This window comes from Erwinia persicina NBRC 102418, assembly GCF_001571305.1.
GTDB lineage: Bacteria > Pseudomonadota > Gammaproteobacteria > Enterobacterales > Enterobacteriaceae > Erwinia > Erwinia persicina.
This window is the reverse complement of the sequence record NZ_BCTN01000004.1, coordinates 1-16,671: the sequence shown is the minus strand read 5'-3', so window position 1 is coordinate 16,671 and position 16,671 is coordinate 1. Positions and strand designations below refer to the sequence as shown.

Annotated in this window: 16 protein-coding genes; 7 read left to right on the top strand and 9 right to left on the bottom strand. The window is 57.0% G+C overall.

Features of this window, described 5'->3' with window-relative positions; translation table 11 throughout:
- Nucleotides 1–125: 125 nt before the first annotated feature.
- The 4 genes from lolC (at nucleotide 126) to cobB (ending at nucleotide 4,346) form a co-directional block, all read left to right on the top strand.
- Nucleotides 126–1,325 (top strand): lipoprotein-releasing ABC transporter permease subunit LolC, encoded by a 1,200-nt coding sequence (lolC, locus tag EPE01S_RS05895; protein ID WP_062743681.1) that lies wholly within the window; start codon nucleotides 126–128, stop codon nucleotides 1,323–1,325.
- Nucleotides 1,318–2,022 (top strand): lipoprotein-releasing ABC transporter ATP-binding protein LolD, encoded by a 705-nt coding sequence (lolD, locus tag EPE01S_RS05890; RefSeq protein ID WP_062743680.1) that lies wholly within the window; start codon nucleotides 1,318–1,320, stop codon nucleotides 2,020–2,022. Before lolC ends, lolD begins: the two co-directional genes overlap by 8 nt.
- Nucleotides 2,022–3,266, top strand: coding sequence for a lipoprotein-releasing ABC transporter permease subunit LolE (gene lolE, locus EPE01S_RS05885; RefSeq protein WP_062743679.1), 1,245 nt, complete (start codon nucleotides 2,022–2,024; stop codon nucleotides 3,264–3,266). The genes lolD and lolE overlap by 1 nt, the downstream gene beginning before the upstream one ends.
- Nucleotides 3,267–3,437: 171 nt before the next feature.
- Nucleotides 3,438–4,346, top strand: a complete 909-nt coding sequence (gene cobB / locus EPE01S_RS05880; RefSeq protein WP_118665802.1) for a Sir2 family NAD+-dependent deacetylase — start codon at nucleotides 3,438–3,440, stop codon at nucleotides 4,344–4,346.
- Here cobB and EPE01S_RS05875 read toward each other — a convergent pair.
- Nucleotides 4,296–5,468, bottom strand: coding sequence for a benzoate/H(+) symporter BenE family transporter (locus EPE01S_RS05875; protein WP_062743677.1), 1,173 nt, complete (start codon nucleotides 5,466–5,468; stop codon nucleotides 4,296–4,298). The two genes, cobB and EPE01S_RS05875, sit on opposite strands and share 51 nt — an antisense overlap.
- Before the next feature lie 107 nt (nucleotides 5,469–5,575).
- Here EPE01S_RS05875 and EPE01S_RS05870 point away from each other — a divergent pair, with 107 nt between their 5' ends.
- Together EPE01S_RS05870 and pepT are read left to right on the top strand one after the other, a co-directional pair.
- Nucleotides 5,576–6,130 (top strand): helix-turn-helix domain-containing protein, encoded by a 555-nt coding sequence (locus EPE01S_RS05870; protein ID WP_062743676.1) that lies wholly within the window; start codon nucleotides 5,576–5,578, stop codon nucleotides 6,128–6,130.
- Between the two features lie 89 nt (nucleotides 6,131–6,219).
- Nucleotides 6,220–7,452, top strand: coding sequence for a peptidase T (gene pepT / locus EPE01S_RS05865; RefSeq protein WP_062743675.1), 1,233 nt, complete (start codon nucleotides 6,220–6,222; stop codon nucleotides 7,450–7,452).
- 73 nt (nucleotides 7,453–7,525) lie between these two features.
- Here the strand turns inward: pepT and EPE01S_RS05860 are convergent, their stop codons facing one another.
- The 8 genes from EPE01S_RS05860 to rluE all read right to left on the bottom strand — a co-directional run bounded on the left by EPE01S_RS05860 (nucleotide 7,526) and on the right by rluE (nucleotide 15,481).
- Nucleotides 7,526–8,653, bottom strand: coding sequence for a ribosomal protein uL16 3-hydroxylase (locus EPE01S_RS05860; protein ID WP_062743674.1), 1,128 nt, complete (start codon nucleotides 8,651–8,653; stop codon nucleotides 7,526–7,528).
- Between the two features lie 89 nt (nucleotides 8,654–8,742).
- Nucleotides 8,743–10,203 carry a two-component system sensor histidine kinase PhoQ gene (phoQ, locus tag EPE01S_RS05855; RefSeq protein ID WP_062743673.1) on the bottom strand — a complete coding sequence of 487 codons (1,461 nt, stop codon included), beginning with the start codon at nucleotides 10,201–10,203 and terminating at the stop codon, nucleotides 8,743–8,745.
- Between the two features lie 2 nt (nucleotides 10,204–10,205).
- Entirely contained in the window at nucleotides 10,206–10,874 is a 669-nt protein-coding gene (gene phoP / locus EPE01S_RS05850) for a two-component system response regulator PhoP (protein WP_062743672.1), read from the bottom strand.
- Between the two features lie 181 nt (nucleotides 10,875–11,055).
- Nucleotides 11,056–12,426, bottom strand: a complete 1,371-nt coding sequence (gene purB / locus EPE01S_RS05845; RefSeq protein WP_062743671.1) for an adenylosuccinate lyase — start codon at nucleotides 12,424–12,426, stop codon at nucleotides 11,056–11,058.
- A 29-nt stretch (nucleotides 12,427–12,455) separates the two neighbouring features.
- Complete coding sequence (hflD, locus tag EPE01S_RS05840; protein WP_062743670.1) at nucleotides 12,456–13,100, bottom strand: high frequency lysogenization protein HflD; 645 nt, start codon at nucleotides 13,098–13,100, stop codon at nucleotides 12,456–12,458.
- 24 nt (nucleotides 13,101–13,124) lie between these two features.
- Nucleotides 13,125–14,243, bottom strand: coding sequence for a tRNA 2-thiouridine(34) synthase MnmA (gene mnmA / locus EPE01S_RS05835; protein WP_062743669.1), 1,119 nt, complete (start codon nucleotides 14,241–14,243; stop codon nucleotides 13,125–13,127).
- A gap of 60 nt (nucleotides 14,244–14,303) precedes the next feature.
- Nucleotides 14,304–14,777 carry an NUDIX domain-containing protein gene (locus tag EPE01S_RS05830; RefSeq protein ID WP_062743668.1) on the bottom strand — a complete coding sequence of 158 codons (474 nt, stop codon included), beginning with the start codon at nucleotides 14,775–14,777 and terminating at the stop codon, nucleotides 14,304–14,306.
- Nucleotides 14,778–14,824: 47 nt separating this feature from the next.
- Nucleotides 14,825–15,481 (bottom strand): 23S rRNA pseudouridine(2457) synthase RluE, encoded by a 657-nt coding sequence (rluE, locus tag EPE01S_RS05825; protein ID WP_062743667.1) that lies wholly within the window; start codon nucleotides 15,479–15,481, stop codon nucleotides 14,825–14,827.
- 103 nt (nucleotides 15,482–15,584) lie between these two features.
- Between rluE and icd the strand changes: the two genes are divergently transcribed.
- The coding region (icd, locus tag EPE01S_RS05820; protein WP_062743666.1) for an NADP-dependent isocitrate dehydrogenase at nucleotides 15,585–16,671 on the top strand (1,087 nt) is incomplete at its 3' end.

Below are 16,671 nucleotides of genomic sequence, written 5' to 3'. Positions count from 1 at the left end.
CCGTGCGAAGTGTTTCAGCCATTGACAAAACAATGTGCAGACTCAGTAGCTTAGTGGTTCCATAACGCGGAGCTAACCTTTATTATCCTTCCCAATTGTTTTCTGCCCTTAGAAAGACGGATGTCATGTATCAGCCTGTCGCCTTATTTATAGGCCTGCGCTATATGCGCGGGCGTGGTTCAGACCGCTTTGGCCGGTTTGTTTCCTGGCTTTCCGCTGTCGGTATTACGCTGGGCGTTATGGCGCTGGTTACCGTACTGTCGGTGATGAACGGCCTTGAGCACGAACTGGAAAAAAACACCCTGGGTCTTATGCCCCAGGCGTTAATTACCGGCGAAACCGGGTCGATCAACCCGCAGAAACTGCCCGCCAGCAGCCTGCAGCTCTCCGGTATCAGCCGTATCACGCCGCTGACCACCGGAGAGGTGGTCATGCAGAGTGCGCGTAGCGTGGGTGTGGGCGTCATGCTGGGGATTAACCCAGATGAAGCCGACCCGTTAACCCCTTTCCTGGTCAGCGTGCGCCAGCAGCAGCTGCAGTCGGGTCAGTATAATGTCATCGTCGGCGAACAGCTGGCTGGCCAGTTGGGCCTCAAACGCGGCGATCAGGTGCGTCTGATGGTGCCTTCTGCCAGCCAGTTCACACCGATGGGACGTATTCCCAGCCAGCGCCTTTTTACCGTAATCGGTACGTTCGCTTCTAACAGCGATGTGGATGGCTATCAGATTCTGGTCAATCAGCAGGATGCCTCGCGCCTGATGCGTTACCCGGCGGGCAACATTACCGGCTGGCGTCTGTGGCTGGATAAACCCCTTCAGGTGGACAGCGTCAGCCAGCAGACTCTGCCGCCAGGCACGGTGTGGAAAGACTGGCGCGAACGTAAAGGCGAGTTATTCCAGGCCGTTAAAATGGAAAAAAATATGATGGGGCTGCTGTTAAGCCTGATTGTTGCTGTGGCTGCGTTTAATATTGTCACCTCGCTTGGCCTGCTGATCATGGAAAAGCAGGGGGAAGTGGCAATCCTGCAAACCCAGGGGCTGACGCGCCGTCAGATTGTCGCTGTCTTTATGGTACAGGGCGCAACGGCAGGCGTTGTGGGCGCACTGGTGGGCGCGTTACTGGGCGTGCTACTGGCCAGCCAGTTGAATAACCTGATGCCAGTGATTGGGGCATTCCTCGATGGTGCCGCATTACCGGTGGCTATTTCCCTGACGCAGGTGGCGACAATTACCCTGACGGCGATAGTCGTCGCGCTGCTGTCAACGCTTTACCCTTCCTGGCGCGCGGCCGCCGTTCAACCCGCTGAGGCTTTACGTTATGAGTAACACGATCCTGTTGCAGTGCGACAACCTGTGTAAACGCTATCAGGAAGGCAGCGTGCAGACCGATGTCCTGCGCAACGTGACCTTCACCGTTAAGCCGGGTGAGATGATGGCAATAGTCGGCAGCTCCGGCTCGGGTAAAAGCACCCTGATGCATCTGCTGGGCGGGCTGGATACGCCCACTTCCGGCGAAGTGGTCTTTGACGGGCAGTCGCTGAACGGCATGTCTTCAGCGGCTAAAGCCGGGCTGCGTAACCGTGAGCTGGGCTTTATCTATCAGTTTCATCATCTGCTGCCCGATTTCAGCGCGCTGGAAAACGTGGCCATGCCGCTGCTGATTGGTAAAACGGCTAAGGCAGAGGCACAGGAAAAAGCCATCGCCATGCTGAAAGCGGTCGGTCTGGATCACCGTGCGGCTCACCGTCCATCTGAATTGTCCGGCGGGGAACGTCAGCGCGTGGCCATCGCCCGCGCCCTGGTGAATAATCCGCGTCTGGTGCTGGCCGATGAACCCACCGGGAATCTGGATGCCCGCAATGCGGATGCCATTTTTGATCTGCTGAACGAACTTAATCAGCGCCAGGGCACGGCTTTTCTGGTGGTGACCCACGACCTCAACCTGGCCCGGCGAATGTCGCGTCAGATGGAAATGCGCGACGGCCAGCTCAGTGACCAGGCGCAACCGGCGGGTAGCTTCTGATGGCGGGCTCTCTCTCTCTTCTGCTTGGACTTCGCTTCAGCCGTGGCCGCCGGCGCGGAGGGATGGTGTCACTGATCTCGGTGATCTCCACCGTCGGGATTGCGCTGGGTGTGGCAGTGCTGATTGTCGGCCTCAGTGCGATGAACGGCTTTGAACGTGAGTTGAATAACCGCATTCTGGCCGTGGTGCCGCACGGGGAAATTGAGCCGGTCAACCAGCCGTTTACCGGCTGGCAGGGGCTGTTGCCAAAAATTGAACAGGTTCCCGGGATCGCCGCAGCGGCACCGTACATTAATTTCACCGGGCTGATCGAGAGCGGCAGTAAGCTGCAGGCAGTTCAGGTGAAGGGCGTTGATCCGCAGCAGGAGAGCCGCCTCAGTGCGCTGCCCTCCTACGTGCAGGGCGGTGCCTGGAAAACGTTTGCTGCCGGCAAGCAGCAAATCCTGCTGGGGCAGGGTGTGGCGACCAGCCTGAAGGTCAGGCAGGGTGACTGGCTGACGATTATGATCCCTAACAGCGACGCCGGGAATAAACTGTTACAGCCTAAGCGCGTGCGCTTACAGGTGGCCGGTATCCTGAAATTGAGTGGTATGCTTGATCACAGCCTGGCGCTGGTGCCGCTGGCCGATGCCCAGCAACTGCTGGGAATGGGGCAAAGTGTCACCGGCATCGCGATTAAAGCAGCCGATCCGTTCAACGCCGTCAGCCTGGTGCGTCAGGCAGGGGAGGTCACCCATGCCTATGTGTATATTCGCAGCTGGGTGGGAACCTACGGTTACATGTATCGCGATATACAGATGATCCGCGCCATCATGTATCTGGCGATGGTGCTGGTGATCGGCGTGGCCTGTTTCAATATCGTTTCGACCCTGGTGATGGCGGTGAAAGATAAAAGCAGCGATATTGCCGTCCTGCGCACTCTGGGGGCAAAAGACGGGCTGATCCGTGCCATCTTTGTCTGGTATGGCCTGCTGGCCGGGCTGGTGGGCAGCGTCAGCGGCGTAGTGGTGGGCGTGCTGGCGGCCCTCAATCTGACACCTATCATTCATGCGATTGAAGCGCTGACCGGGTATCATTTCCTTTCCGGGGATATCTATTTTATTGATTTCCTGCCGTCGGAGCTGCACTGGCGTGATGTAGGTATTGTGCTGGTGACCTCGCTGCTGCTCAGCCTGCTGGCCAGTTGGTATCCGGCACGCCGTGCCAGCCGTATCGACCCGGCGCGAGTACTGAGCGGTCAGTAAGCCGGGAGGCACGAGGGGGTCTGGCGGGAACTGTTTTTTTGCCCCGTCAGCCGGTTTAGCGGCAGACTCTCAGTGCACCCGGGACGATCACCCGTTATTATCAGGGACACACTCCCTGGCGGAGTGCACCGTGCTGCACTCCTGCATATTAAGGATTAGAGGTATTTGATGATGCGCACTCCCCGTCGCCGCCTCAGGCTGGCACGCTACAAAAAGACCCGACGCCAGGTTCATCAGCGTTTCCGTCAGCGCATTTTCGAACGCGATCGTAATATTGAAATTGCCCGCCATCCACTGCCACGCGTGGTCGTGCTGACCGGGGCGGGCATATCCGCCGAGTCCGGCATTCGGACTTTCCGCGCCGCAGACGGTCTGTGGGAAGAGCATAAAGTGGAAGATGTGGCGACGCCGGAAGGGTTTGCACGCGATCCGCAGCGTGTGCAGGCGTTTTACAATGCCCGCCGCCGACAGCTGCAGCAGGCTGATATCCAGCCGAACGCGGCGCACCGGGCGCTGGCCGAGCTGGAATCCGCGTTGGGTGACCACTTCCTGCTGGTCACGCAGAACATTGATAACCTGCATGAGCGGGCCGGAAACCGTAACGTGATCCACATGCACGGTGAGTTGCTTAAGGTGCGCTGTCCCGTCAGCGGGCAGATCCTGCACTGGAGCGAGGATGTGAAACCTGACGACCGTTGCCATTGTTGTCAGTTCCCCTCCGTGCTGCGCCCGCACGTGGTGTGGTTTGGTGAAATGCCGCTGCAAATGGATGAGATCTATCAGGCGCTGGCGCAGGCTGACTATTTCGTGGCAATTGGCACCTCAGGGCATGTCTACCCGGCGGCGGGCTTTGTTCATGAGGCCCGCATCCAGGGAGCCCACACCGTGGAACTGAACCTGGAGCCAAGCCAGGTCGGCAGTGAGTTTGAAGAAAAACAGTACGGACTGGCCAGTGAAGTGGTGCCGGAGTGGGTGCAGGATCTGCTGGCGAATATTACCCGTCCGGCGCTGACCGGCGATGATGCCCCGTCAGCGTTTGGCCAGCGAGAAGATCAGGTGGGCGATAACGCCACCGATTAACCCCCAGAAGGCGGCACCTATGCCAAGCAGGGTGACGCCGGAGGCGGTGATCAGAAAAGCGATCACCGCCGCATCACGCTGTTGCTCATCGCTTAACGCCCGCTGCAAACTCCCGGCAATCGTCCCCAGCAGTGCCAGCCCGGCAATGGTATGGATCAGCGCCTGCGGCAGTGCAGTAAACAGTCCACTGATCGCCCCGCCAAACACCCCCGCCAGCAGATAAAACACCCCGGCTGCGGCGGCTGCCCAATAGCGCCGCTGCGGATCGCTGTGCACCTCCGGGCCCATACAGATAGCCGCCGTAATGGCGGCAATACACACGGTAAACCCGCCGAAAGGGGCCAGCAGCAGCGCGGTCAGTCCGGTCCAGGCGATCAGCGGCGATACCGGCAGCGCATAGCCATGGGCTTTCAGTGTGGCAATCCCGGGGGCATTCTGTGATGCCATGGTGACGACAAAGAATGGAATACCGACGCCCAGCAGGGAGGAGAGCGTAAAGTGCGGAGGGATAAATTCCGGCATTATCAGGCTTTGTGTGTGGGCGACGTGAACATTACCCTGCATCAGAGCGACCATCAGGCCGGCCAGCAGGGTCAGCACGATGGCGTAGCGGGGCAGTAGCCGGCGGGCCAGCAGATAGACCAGGCACATGGTACCGCTCAGGGCAAAGTTGACCTGCAGGGCGGCGAAGGCATCAATGCCGAAGCGCAGCAAAATACCGGCCAGCATTGCCGCAGAGATCGCCTGGGGTATGTAGTTCATCAGGCGGGCAAACAACCCCGTCACCCCACAAATCAGGATCAGCGCCGAGGCGAAGATAAACACCCCGATGGCTTCATTCAGCGACGTCCCCGGCAGACTGGTGACCAGCAGAGCCGCACCCGGCGTCGACCACGCGGTCAGCACCGGCGTGCGATACCACAGGGACAGCCCCAGAGAGGTGATGCCCATCCCCAGCCCCAGCATTGTCAGCCAGCCGCCCGTCTGTGCGACGGTAGCACCCGCCGCCCCGGCGGCCTGGAAAATAATCGCCGCAGAGCTGGTATAGCCAACCAGTACGGCGACAAATCCGGCCACGACGGCCGGAAACGTCAGATGACGCAGGGTAACAGATGGACGCATAGGGAGATCCCGTGGCAGAGTGTTGACCGTTATAACGCACAACCTATCACTGTGCGTTATAGCGCACAAGGGGTTATACTGTCCGCAGACTGAAGGGAGATGACGACGTGGACAGTTTACAACACCATCTGGCGAACGTGCTCAGAGTCCGGCGCAGCGAACGGGGCTGGAGCCTGACCCGGGCTGCGCAGGAAACCGGCGTCAGTAAAGCGATGCTCGGGCAAATTGAACGTGCGGAATCCAGCCCGACCATCGCCACACTGTGGAAAATTGCCACAGGCTTTAATTTGCCGTTCTCGGTCTTTATCGCGCCAGAGGCCGCAGACGTAACGGCACCGCGTCGGCAACTGCGTGGCTACCCGCCAGCGGAGAGCGTCATGCAGGCGGTACCGCTGTTCCCGTTTGACCCCGCGCTGAGTTTTGAAATGCTGGTGATTGATCTCGCCGCCGGTGCCAGCAGTGAGTCCGCCGCTCATGAGGCGGGGGTGGTTGAGCATGTTATTGTGATTGAAGGGGCACTGGACGTGCAGGTGGAGGGAGGCTGGAAGTCGCTGGCCGCGGGCGAAGGGCTGCGTTTTCAGGCTGACCGGCCTCATGCGTATCGTAATCCCGGTAATGTGCCGGTGTGTTTTCATGATCTCATCCATTATCCGCCACGTTAATTCAGCGCCTGCGTACTAAACTGACCTGAAACAATATTTAACATGATAGTGCTATCCATAATAAGCGCTGGCATCCAAAGGGAAGACAGATGAATAATTTACTCGATCGCTTCTTACACTATGTGTCTTTCGATACGCAATCTAAAGGGAATGTTCGTCAGGTCCCCAGCACTGAGGGGCAACTCCGTCTGGCGCAGAGGCTGTGTGATGAGCTGCGCGCCATGGGGCTGAGTGATGTCAGCTGCAGCGCGCGTGGTATTGTCATGGCCACCCTGCCATCGAATGTCAGCTGGCCTGTGCCCGTTATCGGCTTTATCTCCCATATGGATACGTCACCGGATTTTACGGCAAAGAACGTGAACCCGCAGGTGATTGAAAACTATCGCGGGGGGGATATTGCCCTGGGCATGGGGGATGAGATTCTGTCGCCGGTGATGTTTCCGGTGCTGCATGAGCTGACCGGACACACCCTGATCACCACCGACGGGAAAACCCTTCTCGGCGCAGATGATAAGGCCGGTATCGCAGAAATCATGACTGCGCTGGCACATCTTACATCCGGCACGGTTGCGCATGGCGAAGTGCGCGTGGCCTTCACGCCCGATGAGGAAATTGGTCGCGGTATTCAGCATTTTGACGTGGCGGCCTTTGGGGCGGAATGGGCTTATACCGTGGACGGCGGCGGGATGGGAGAGTTTGAATATGAAAACTTCAATGCCGCCTCCGTCACGGTAAAAATCACCGGTAATAATGTGCATCCCGGCAGTGCGAAGGGAGTGATGGTCAATGCCCTGGATGCAGCGATGCGTTTCCACCGGGAAGTCCCGGAAGATGAGGTGCCGGAAAAAACCTCGGGCTATGAAGGCTTCTGGCATCTGCACGGGATCAAAGGCAGCGTGGATCGTGCTGAACTGCACTACATCGTGCGCGATTTTACGCGCAGCGGTTTTGAAGAGCGGAAAAAAAGGCTGGCGGATATTGCTGCCCATCTGCAAGGGACTTTACCTTCACCTGCTGCTATTGAGCTGGTGGTGGAAGACAGCTATTACAATATGCGTGAGCAGGTCGAAGCGTGCCCGCAGAGTATCGAACTGGCGCTGGCGGCGATGCGTGACTGCGGTATTACGCCGAAGGTGAAACCGATTCGCGGTGGGACGGATGGGGCGCAGCTGTCATTTATGGGACTACCTTGTCCAAATTTGTTTACCGGTGGCTACAACTATCACGGCAAACATGAGTTTGCTTCGCTGGACAATATGGAGCAGGCGGTGAAGGTGATTACCCGGATTGCCGTATTAACGGCGGAGCAGGCAAAAACCTGAAGAAAATGAAGATGCCGTTATGCCCGCAGGGGCGACCTGTCACTCCGGTCGCCCCTTGCCGTTATCAGCAGGCTTAATCTTCGCTGTCAAAGTACCAGTAACCGCTGTTGACCAGGGCCGCCAGCTGGGCGAGGAAGGACGGGTCGTCCAGCGCATCGCCGAACTGGTCGTGTCCGAGGGTCAAATCGTTCGCCAGCGCGGTCAGTGCCGCACGATGCGGAGAACTGACCTGCTCACCATTAATAAACACCGCGTCACCAATGGACACCACGCGCAGACCGCCCAGGCGTGACAGGCGATCGCCCTGTTGCAGCGCATCGTAGATCTCATCCGGCTGATACGGCGGCTCCGGAGGGGCCACGTCCAGCTCGTGACGTGACTGCGAGATAAACTCACCGAACCACTGATTGAAATGCTCAGGCTGGTTAATCACCTCCAGCATCATGGCGCGGATCCCCTCCAGTTCGTCGGGCAGGATCTCTGCATTGTGCTCACGGGGCTGGACGTCCGGATCGCTGAAGCGGCGGCTGCCCAGCTCACGTGCCAGCACGTAATCGGCAAAACCGCTAATCAGTTCGCGTCCGCTTGGCGCACGGAAGCCGACCGAGTAGTTAATGGCATTTTCCAGTGAGTAGCCTTCGTGCGGGAACCCCGGTGGAATATAAAGAATATCACCCGGCTCAAGCTCTTCGTCGATAATGGCCTCAAAAGGTTCGACCTGAAGGAGATCGGGATGCGGGCAGTGCTGCTTCAGCTCTGTTTTCTCCCCCACGCGCCAGCGACGACGACCGGTACCCTGAATAATGAAAACGTCATACTGGTCAAAGTGCGGGCCAACCCCGCCGCCGGGCACGGAGAAGGAGATCATCAGATCGTCCACGCGCCAGTCAGGGATCATCCGGAAGGGATGCATCAGCGCGGCGGAAGGCTCATGCCAGTGATCGACTGCCTGAACCAGCAGTGACCAGTTATTCTCACCAAGATGATCAAAGCTCTCAAACGGGCCATGGCTGACCTGCCACTGACCGTCCTGGTGGCTGACCAGACGACTGTCAACTTCGTTTTCCATGGCCAGACCGGCCAGTTCGTCGGGAGAAATGGGGTCGACGAAGTTTTTGAAACCGCGCTTAAGGACTACCGGGCGTTTCTGCCAGTAGCGCTGAATAAAGTCGGGCCAGTTGAGATCGAGCTGATAATCCATGATGTTTTCCTGAAACGCGAAAGTGAGTAGATTATAACAGCGCACGGCAGTGGGTGTGTACCACTGCCGTGAAAAGTCGGGGATAACGCCTACTCGTGTTTGTGCAGGATCTCCTGGCGCTGAAACTCTACCGCCATGCGCGCCCCGCCCAGCTGACTGGTACTGGCATGAATATCACCCGCGTACTGTTCCATAATATCCCGGGCCAGCGACAGGCCCAGCCCCTGGCCCGGACGCAGTGTATCGGCGCGCTGCCCGCGGATAAAGATCAGATCGCGCTTGTTTTCCGGAATACCTGGACCGTCGTCCTCCACGATCAGCAACAGCGTTTTTTCCGTCTGCTGCACGCTGATCTCAACAAATTCCAGGCAGTACTTACAGGCGTTATCGAGTACGTTGCCCATCACTTCCATAAAATCATTTTGTTCGCCAACGAAAATGACTTCTGGTGAGATATCCAGCGTCAGCACCACGCCCTTGCGCTGGTAGACTTTATTCAGTGCTGAGCACAGCCCGTCGAGCAGGGCCGGCACCGAATGCACATCCCGCTTCAACGCGTGGTGATCGGCCTGCATACTGGCCCGGTGCAGGTAGTAGCCAATCTGCTGCGAGATACGGCTGATCTGCTCCAGCATAATGGGCTCGGCCTGCTCGATGGACAGGTTACGCCCGCCGCGCAGTGACCGCAGGGTGGTCTGCAGCACGGCCAGCGGGGTTTTCAGGCTGTGGGTCAGGTCACTCAGCGTGGTGCGGTAGCGGGTATAGCGCTGCCGTTCATTATCCAGCAGCAGGTTCAGGTTACGTACCAGCCCCTTCAGCTCCTGCGGCGGGGCTGGATTGAGGGTTTCGCGGGTTCCGGCTTCCAGTTCGCGCACCTGGGCGGCAAGCGCGCCGATCGGGCGCAGGCTCCAGTGTGCCGCCAGCCACAGCAGCGGAATAATCAGCAGCAGATTTGCCAGCAGCACATAGCTGAACCACGACCACACGACATCTGAGTGCTGAAGTTCTTGTGGAATAGAGTCGACCACCACGATAGTCAGGGCAGGGAGTGTAGACGTTGCCTCATAGCGGTTCACGGCCACCGAGTGGGTAAAGGTGTCGTTGCCATCGTCGTCATAGGCGGTGAGCTTATTCTGTGCCACGCGGTCATTACCGAGCACCTCACGACTGGTGTGATTATTGGTGTCGATTTCGTAAAAGTCAGACTTATTTAACCACTCACGGCGGATCTTACTGCGTATATCCGGGACGTCACGCTGTTGCCACAGCAGCTTACCGTTGTCGTCATAGATAAACACCAGGGCGGGAAAGTTCAGCGTCATGCGTTCAGGCTGGACGATACTGAGTTTGCCGTCATTCCACTGAGAAAGAGTGAAAAACAGATTACTTTCGCTGCGCAACACGCGGTAGGTATTTTTATCAAAGCTCACCACGTAGCCGATCACGGCCACCATTCCGTAGGAGAGCGACATGGTGAGTACGACCGCTGCGGTGGCCAGTAAGAACCGTACCCGCAGCGAAAGTGGCTTTCTGCGACGCCAGTTGAACATGCTCAAATATCGAAGCGGTAGCCCTGACCGCGTACCGTGGTGATCACTTCCTGCGCATATTCAGCAAGGATTTTTTTACGTAAACGGCCCATCAGCACATCAATGGTGTGGCTCTCGCGCAGTTCCGCATCGGGATAAAGTTGCAGCATCAGTGAATCTTTGCTGACCACTTTCCCGGCATTGCGGATCAGGGTTTCGATGATGGTGTACTCAAACGCCGTCAGTTTGATCTGCTGTTCGTTGATGGTCAGTTCGCGGCGCGACAGGTCAATCTGGAAAGGGTGCAGAGTGATGATCTGCGACGCCAGTCCGCTGTTGCGGCGCATCAGCGCCTGCATCCGGGCCACCACTTCTTCTATATGAAAGGGCTTGGTGACGTAATCATCGGCTCCGGCTTCCAGTGCTTCGACCTTTGCCTGCCAGCCATCCCGTGCGGTCAGCACCAGAATTGGCTGACGGACTTCCTGACCGCGCCAGCGGCGGATCAGTGTCATACCGTCTTCATCAGGCAGACCGAGATCGACCAGCGTGATATCCGGCGTATGCTCATTCAGAAAATAGTCGGCTTCTTTGGCGTCTTCGGCGGCATCCACCTGGTGCCCCATCTCCCGCAGCTGCACCGCCAGATGATGACGCAGCAGTGGGTTATCTTCCACAACTAACACACGCATAACCGAATCCTTAAATAAGATCAAACTGCCAGAGACATCAACATAGCCCTGGAATGCGTCGGCGTGCAACTGGGTAAGCGGTCGCTTGCGTTGATCAGGGCATAAACTGGCGATAAGTATAGAGGAGAAGAGGTAAACAACAGGTTAACACGGGCCGACTGAGCCGGCCCGTTGGCGGGCGTTATTTCAGATCGTCAACCATCTGGATAGCGCGGCCAATATAGTTGGCCGGGGTCATCTGCTTCAGACGGGTTTTCTCTTCTTCTGGCAGTGCCAGGCTGTCGATAAAGGTTTTCATGCCTTCCGCATCGACGCGTTTGCCGCGCGTCAGCTCTTTCAGTTTTTCATAAGGTTTTTCAATACCGTAACGGCGCATTACCGTCTGGATCGGTTCGGCCAGCACTTCCCAGTTGTGATCCAGCTCGTCCAGCAGGCGGGCGCGGTTCACTTCCAGCTTGGAGATGCCTTTCAGCGTCGACTGATAGGCGATCAGCGCATAACCGACGCCCACGCCGAGGTTACGCAGTACGGTGGAGTCGGTCAGGTCACGCTGCCAGCGAGATACCGGCAGTTTGCTGGCCAGATGCTGCATCATGGCGTTCGCCAGGCCGAGATTGCCTTCGGAGTTTTCGAAGTCAATCGGGTTGACCTTATGCGGCATGGTCGATGAACCAATTTCGCCCGCAATGGTTTTCTGCTTGAAGTGGTTGAGCGCAATGTAACCCCAGATATCGCGATCGAAGTCGATCAGGATGGTGTTAAAGCGCGCCATGCAGTCAAACAGTTCGGCGATGTAGTCATGCGGTTCGATCTGCGTGGTGTACGGGTTCCAGGTCACGCCCAGCGAGGTCACAAACGACTCACTGAACGCATGCCAGTCCACTTCCGGATACGCGGCGATGTGGGCATTATAATTACCGACCGCACCGTTGATTTTACCCAGCATTTCAATACGTTCCAGCTGACGCAACTGGCGTTCAAAGCGGTAGGCGACGTTCGCCATCTCTTTACCCAGTGTGGATGGTGTGGCTGGCTGACCATGCGTGCGTGACAACAGCGGAATATCACGGTACTGCACTGCCAGGTCTTTGACCGCAGCGATGATGTTGTTCCAGTAAGGCACAATCACCTCGCGGCGTGCGGTTTCCAGCATCAGCGCGTGTGACAGATTATTAATATCTTCTGAGGTGCAGGCAAAGTGAATAAATTCAGATACGGCATGCAGGGCGGGCACCGGTGCCACTTTCTCTTTCAGAAAGTACTCCACGGCTTTGACATCGTGGTTAGTGGTACGCTCAATAGTTTTGATCCGCGCAGCGTCTTCTTCACTGAAACCGCTGACAATACCATCAAGGAAAGCGTTTGCGTCGGCATCAAATGCAGGAACTTCCTTGATCGCAGCGCAGGTAGCCAGTTTTTGTAACCAGCGAACTTCAACCTCAACGCGGAATTTCAGCAGGCCATATTCGCTGAAAATACCACGGAGTGGGCTGACTTTGTCGCCATAACGGCCATCTATAGGTGAGACGGCGGTCAGAGAGGATAATTCCATTGTTGCTGCTCCAGGATCGGTTAAAAAAATCAGGTTGGGGTCCCGTTAAGGCGGGCAAGGATCGCTCTGGCCTCATTCACCAGGCGGTTACGGGAAAACATCAGCTGCAGTCGGCCACCGCCGACCTGCTGCCACAGCACCGCTGAACGAATACCCGCCAGTAGTGTGGCACGAACTTTATTCTGAACCTGGCTGTTCTGCAGGATGGCCGGGGAGCCGGTCACCTGGATGCGTGGACCGAGCGGACTGATCACATCAACATAGATCCCCGCCATGGCACCTAACAGCGTATCAGACTCCAGATCGTAGTGCGCCAGCTGGCGATCGAGTTGGGCGATTCGGTCAGACAGGGTACTCATTGCCGTCTTGCTGGCATTAAGTTTACGCTCCAGCACCATCATGCTCAGGGTATAGCGCGTCAGTTCCGCGCCAAGACCCTGTCGGCTATTGCTGTTCAGTACGGCCAGCAGCGTTTCCAGTCCGAACTGCAGATTCGCTTCATCGTTACCGTACACCGCCAGCGTAGAGGCCGGATTGAGATCCAGCAGGCTGTTCAGCGATGTTTTAAACGCATCGGGAGGGCACTGGCCCTGGTGCCCCAGCTGCTGTACCAGATGGGCGGCCTGGCAGATACCTGCCAGCGCCAGAGTGATATCATAATAGTTCTTCGCCACGTTTACTCCTGTATACGGCCCGAATTACGCGTTAACCAGCGGCGTACGCTGTTCGATAATGCCGCCGCCGAGGCAGACTTCATCCAGATAAAAGACCGCAGACTGGCCGGGCGTGACCGCAGCAACCGGCTGATCAAAGCGCACGTCAATACGCTGCCCATCCATTGGCGTCACGGTGCAGGGAATATCTTCCTGACGATAGCGGGTTTTCACCATGCAGCGCAGCGGTGCGGCCAGTGTTTCGCGATCGACCCAGTGCAGTTGCTGGGCGATCAGGCCCACTGACATCAGGTGAGGGTGCTCATGGCCCTGTGCGACCACCAGAATATTACCGGCCACGTCTTTATCGACCACGTACCAGGGTTCTTCGTTACCATCTTTGGTTCCGCCGATACCCAGCCCTTTGCGCTGGCCCAGCGTGTGGTACATCAGCCCCTGATGCTGACCGACCGTATCCCCGTCCACGGAGATTATCGGACCCGGCTGGGCGGGCAGGTAGCGGCCAAGGAATTCGGTAAACTTGCGCTCACCAATAAAACAGATACCGGTGGAGTCTTTTTTCTTCGCGGTGATCAGTTCAAGCTGCTCTGCAATGCGGCGAACTTCTGGTTTTTCGAGTTCACCCACCGGGAACAGGCTCTGGGCAATCTGTTCATGACCGAGAGTGTAGAGGAAGTAGCTCTGATCTTTATTACCGTCCAGCCCGCGCAGCAGGCGGCTTTTGCCGTTCACGTCCTGGCGACGCACGTAGTGACCGGTGGCGATATAGTCCGCACCCAGGTCTTCAGCGGCAAATTCCAGAAAGGCTTTAAATTTGATCTCTTTGTTACAGAGAATATCGGGGTTGGGCGTGCGGCCCGCTTTGTATTCAGCCAGGAAATGTTCAAACACATTATCCCAGTATTCGGCAGCAAAATTGACCGTATGCAGATGGATCCCCAGCTTGTCGCAGACGGCCTGCGCATCGGCTAAATCTTCCGCGGCGGTGCAATACTCTTCGCCATCGTCCTCCTCCCAGTTTTTCATAAACAGGCCTTCAACCTGATAACCCTGCTGCTGTAGCAGCCAGGCGGAAACGGAGGAGTCAACACCGCCGGACATGCCGACGATCACTTTTTTCTGGCTATTCGAATTGTTCAACATTGCTTGTCCGACTTTAAGGAGCCGTTAAAGGCGACTCTGATAAAATTGCGACGCATTCTATCATGCGTCAACGATCTGCGCACTCTCGCTAAATGGCCACTGGAAGGCGCTGAGGATAGCCAGTGGGTAACGTGGCCCGGTCTGATAAATCTGCAGACTTTCCGCAACCAGCGGTGAACGCAGCTTTTTCGAGGTGATAATGTCCTGAGGCGGCAGCCACCAGCAGCGGTCGATATCGCGATCCTGCGGGTAAGTCTCCACCGCTTCTGGCAGATCCAGTGCGAACAGGAAGCGCAAAAACGGCGTGTTATCCGGGGCGATCCACTGATGCAGGCGTAAAAAAGCCTGGGGAACCGCATCGATGCCGGTTTCTTCCGACAGTTCCCGTACCGCCGCCTGGAGCAGGGTTTCATCGGCTTCCAGATGCCCCGCCGGCTGATTCCAGGTGGTGCGGCCACGCACACGCTCTTCGACAACCAGAAACTGTCCTTCTGCCTGAACCACCGTGGCGACGGTGACATGCGGTTTGAACATAGTGTGCTCCATTCGGTTAATGTGCGCAGTTTGCTGCGCAATAAAAGTCAGATTTCGTTACTGATATCGCGCCATTCGCCGGGCGCCAGACCCTGTAACTGTAACGCACCCATGGAAAAACGGATCAGCCGCAGGGTAGGAAAACCAATATGTGCCGTCATTCGCCGCACCTGGCGGTTGCGCCCCTCGTACAGGGTGATTTTCAGCCAGCAGGTTGGGATCGCTTTACGTTCGCGGATAGGTGGCTGGCGTTCCCACAGCCAGTCGGGCGCGGCCACCTTTTCGACCCCGGCGGGCAGGGTGGGGCCGTCTTTCAGGTCGACGCCCGTTCGCAGCGGGTGCAGATCATTTTCCTGCGGCTCCCCTTCCACCTGCACATAGTAAATTTTCCCGGTGCGTTTGCCCGGCTGGGTCAGTTTCGCCTGCAGTGCGCCGTCATTGGTCAGCACCATCAGTCCTTCGCTGTCGCGATCAAGCCGCCCTGCGGCATAAATTCCCGGCTGGGGTACATAATCTTTCAACGTACGCCGGCCTGCCTCGTCGCTGAACTGGGGCAGCACATCGAAGGGTTTATTAAACAGCACCACGCAACGCGGGCCTCTGGCAGCCGGTTTGGCCGCACGACGGGCGGTGGAACGCCCGGAATGATGATTGGTCAGGGAAGATTTTCGCATGGTCTTTGCACTTGATAACAATGAGCGCATTATACCGCAATCCGGAGATGATTGGCGCGGCGTCAATATTCAAGTAGTATTGACGCGCATCTTACAAGTCATTAACAAAAAAAAGCGCTCGAAGGAGAGGTTAATGGAAAGCAAAGTAGTTGTTCCGGCGGAAGGTCAGAAAATCACCCTGGACCAGGGAAAACTCAACGTACCTAACAATCCGATCATCCCGTTTATCGAAGGTGATGGCATTGGCGTTGACGTGTCTCCAGTGATGATCAAAGTTGTTGATGCCGCTGTGCAGAAAGCTTACAACGGTGAGCGTAAGATTTCCTGGATGGAAATTTACACCGGTGAGAAATCGGTAGAGCTTTACGGCCAGGATGTCTGGCTGCCAGAAGAAACCCTCGACCTGATTAAAGAATATCGCGTAGCCATCAAAGGCCCACTGACCACCCCGGTCGGCGGCGGTATTCGTTCCCTGAACGTTGCCCTGCGTCAGCAGCTTGATTTATACATCTGCCTGCGTCCTGTCCGTTACTACACCGGCACTCCAAGCCCGGTGAAACGCCCGGAAGACACCGATATGGTGATTTTCCGTGAAAACTCCGAAGATATCTATGCAGGTATCGAATGGAAAGCGGGTACGCCGGAAGCAGATAAAGTCATCAAGTTCCTGCGTGATGAGATGGGCGTGAAGAAAATTCGCTTCCCTGAACAGTGCGGCATTGGCGTTAAGCCATGCTCAGAAGCGGGCACCCAACGCCTGGTGCGTGCAGCCATCGAATATGCGATCACCAACGACCGTGATTCTGTAACGCTGGTTCACAAAGGCAATATCATGAAGTTCACCGAAGGCGCTTTCAAAGACTGGGGTTACCAGCTGGCGAAAGAAGAGTTCGGCGGCGAGCTGATCGATGGCGGCCCGTGGATGAAGGTGAAGAACCCGAACACCGGCAAAGAGATCGTCATTAAAGACGTGATCGCCGATGCGTTCCTGCAGCAGATCCTGCTGCGTCCGGCCGAGTATGACGTCATCGCCTGTATGAACCTGAACGGTGACTACATTTCTGACGCCCTGGCGGCGCAGGTTGGCGGTATCGGTATTGCGCCGGGCGCGAACATCGGTGACGAATGTGCTCTGTTTGAAGCCACCCACGGTACAGCACCTAAGTATGCCGGTCAGGATAAAGTGAACCCAGGTTCCATCATCCTGTCAGCAGAAATGA

Coding starts and splice junctions, on each gene's coding strand:
- lolC (WP_062743681.1), top strand. CDS start 126: ATGTATCAGCCTGTCGCCTTATTTATAGGCCTGCGCTATATGCGCGGG.
- lolD (WP_062743680.1), top strand. CDS start 1,318: ATGAGTAACACGATCCTGTTGCAGTGCGACAACCTGTGTAAACGCTAT.
- lolE (WP_062743679.1), top strand. CDS start 2,022: ATGGCGGGCTCTCTCTCTCTTCTGCTTGGACTTCGCTTCAGCCGTGGC.
- cobB (WP_118665802.1), top strand. CDS start 3,438: ATGCGCACTCCCCGTCGCCGCCTCAGGCTGGCACGCTACAAAAAGACC.
- EPE01S_RS05875 (WP_062743677.1), bottom strand. CDS start 5,468: ATGCGTCCATCTGTTACCCTGCGTCATCTGACGTTTCCGGCCGTCGTG.
- pepT (WP_062743675.1), top strand. CDS start 6,220: ATGAATAATTTACTCGATCGCTTCTTACACTATGTGTCTTTCGATACG.
- EPE01S_RS05860 (WP_062743674.1), bottom strand. CDS start 8,653: ATGGATTATCAGCTCGATCTCAACTGGCCCGACTTTATTCAGCGCTAC.
- phoQ (WP_062743673.1), bottom strand. CDS start 10,203: ATGTTCAACTGGCGTCGCAGAAAGCCACTTTCGCTGCGGGTACGGTTC.
- phoP (WP_062743672.1), bottom strand. CDS start 10,874: ATGCGTGTGTTAGTTGTGGAAGATAACCCACTGCTGCGTCATCATCTG.
- purB (WP_062743671.1), bottom strand. CDS start 12,426: ATGGAATTATCCTCTCTGACCGCCGTCTCACCTATAGATGGCCGTTAT.
- mnmA (WP_062743669.1), bottom strand. CDS start 14,243: ATGTTGAACAATTCGAATAGCCAGAAAAAAGTGATCGTCGGCATGTCC.
- EPE01S_RS05830 (WP_062743668.1), bottom strand. CDS start 14,777: ATGTTCAAACCGCATGTCACCGTCGCCACGGTGGTTCAGGCAGAAGGA.
- rluE (WP_062743667.1), bottom strand. CDS start 15,481: ATGCGCTCATTGTTATCAAGTGCAAAGACCATGCGAAAATCTTCCCTG.